Genomic DNA, 2,182 nt, shown 5'->3' with positions numbered 1-2,182 from the left:
TGAGTACCAAAAACGACCAGTTATTTATACAAGCAAAAAAACATATTCCAGGTGGTGTGAACTCACCTGTTCGCGCATTTTCAGGGGTAGGTGGCACGCCTATATTTATGCACCGTGCTAACGGTAGCAAAATCTATGACACTGAAGACAATGCTTATATCGATTATGTCGGCTCTTGGGGTCCTATGATCTTGGGTCATGCACATCCAAAAGTGATTGATGCAGTCAAAAAAGCCGCCGATGATGGTCTGAGCTTTGGTACGCCAACGCCGTTTGAGACTACGGTCGCAGGCAAGATTTGTGATCTCGTTCCGAGTGTTGAGATGATTCGTATGACCAGCTCTGGTACAGAAGCGACCATGAGTGCGATTCGTCTGGCGCGCGGCTACACCCAGCGTGACAAAATCGTCAAGTTTGAAGGCTGTTATCATGGGCATTCAGACAGCTTGTTGGTCAAAGCTGGCTCAGGTATGCTCGATATTGGTGAGCCAACGTCAAAAGGCGTGCCAGCAGATTTTGCCAAGCACACCATTACGCTGCTTTATAACGACCCGCAAGCGATTAAAGACTGTTTCGAAAAATGGGGTGAAGAGATTGCGTGTGTGATTTTGGAGCCGATTGCGGGCAACATGAATATGGTCGTGCCTAGCCAAGACTTTCACGATACCTTACGTGCAGAGTGTACAGCGAATGGTGCGGTATTGATTTTTGATGAAGTCATGACAGGGTTTCGTGTTGGACTTGGTGGCGCACAAGCGCATTTCGGTATCGAACCTGACCTGACCTGCTTTGGTAAAATCATTGGTGCAGGCTTGCCAGTTGGTGCTTTTGGTGGCAAAAAAGAGATTATGTCTTGTATCGCGCCACTTGGCGGCGTGTATCAAGCGGGCACGCTATCAGGTAATCCTCTAGCGATGCATGCCGGTATCGCTATGTTTGAAGACTTATCTGAGGATGGGTTTTATGATGAGCTGTCAGCGAAAGTAGATCAACTGATTGATGGCTTCCAAGCAGCTGCGGATGTATACGGTATCAACTTACGCACCAATAAATTGGGTGGTATGTTTGGGATGTTCTTTGTCAAAGATGCCGCGACCACTGTTCCTCAGAATTTTGACGATGTGACAGAGTGTGATATGGATGTGTTTAATACTTTCTTCCATGGCATGTTAGAGCGTGGCATTTACTTGGCACCTTCTGCTTACGAAGCCGGTTTTATGTCTATCAAACACAGTGACGCAGACATCGAAGCGTCTATTCAGGCTGCTGATGAGATATTTTCTGAGATGGCAAAAGCGTAGCTCAGACAGCTGTCGTATTAGGTGCTGTACAAAAAAACCAGCCATGGTAGGTAAATGTGGCTGGTTTTCTTGTGGCTAAACCTTACTTATAACTTATTATCACAAAAGATATGGTTGAGGTGTGTTTAAGCCGCTACCGATAGAGGCATTCGATAGAAGCATTGTTGATGATTTATGTCGTTCGTTAGCCCTTTCGAGGTTTATCGTATTTGCGGTTTTTGAGACTTAGGTTGCCGCGTAGTACATCGCTGTACATGCGAAAGTCACTGGCGAAGCTTTTCAGTGGAAATTTAAACGACGCAGGTTTGTTTTTTTCGAAGAAAAAATGACTGACCCACGCGCAAGCATATCCTGCAGCAATTCCTTTAATCAAAGGTTTTGGCGAGCGAGTCTTGACAGATTTTGCCAGCCCTAATAGCCCAAAGCTGCTACCAGCGAAGTGTAGGCGTCGGCAAGCCATGTTTTGGTGCTCGTCTAAGTAAAAATCATAAAACTTCTGCGGCGATGGCTTGGCTGCCTTTGTAATGTCTTTATTGGTGTTGTCCATACCATCGATATGGTGAGCAGCCGATGTTTTGGTCGTGTGTGGTGTGGTGGTTTGGTTCATTGGTTTAGCGTCCTTGCTAGTGAGTGATGAATATGAATAAAGAAAAACTACTTGGTGGAGACAGGTGCAGGTCAGAAAAAATAGCGCTATGCACTTATCCTGTCCTTGGGCTGATATTAAGACTTGTCCTTAAGTAATCATCATCAAGAATATTTCATTAAGTTAGGGGCTGTAGTAGATAAGCACTATGCTAGACTACTTTTATGAAGATAACCCGTTGTAAACTAAGTAAAAAAGTACAGCGAAGGCTGTTAGAGTTTTTTACAGCTGAAGT

At 45.0% G+C, this 2,182-nt stretch carries 2 protein-coding genes; one reads left to right on the top strand and one right to left on the bottom strand.

The window, feature by feature from the left end; all coding sequences use genetic code 11:
• On the top strand, window positions 1-1,301 hold a 1,301-nt coding region (gene hemL / locus L0J61_RS10605), incomplete at its 5' end, for a glutamate-1-semialdehyde 2,1-aminomutase (RefSeq protein ID WP_301466405.1).
• A 184-nt stretch (window positions 1,302-1,485) separates the two neighbouring features.
• Here the strand turns inward: hemL and L0J61_RS10600 are convergent.
• Complete coding sequence (locus L0J61_RS10600) at window positions 1,486-1,848, bottom strand: DUF962 domain-containing protein (RefSeq protein ID WP_301466406.1); 363 nt, start codon at window positions 1,846-1,848, stop codon at window positions 1,486-1,488.
• Window positions 1,849-2,182: the final 334 nt, after the last annotated feature.

Origin of the sequence: Psychrobacter sp. (assembly GCF_030457785.1) — a bacterium.
Taxonomy (GTDB): Bacteria; Pseudomonadota; Gammaproteobacteria; order Pseudomonadales; family Moraxellaceae; genus Psychrobacter.
The sequence above is the reverse complement of the archived record's forward strand: the minus strand, read 5'-3'. Positions and strand labels throughout refer to the sequence as shown.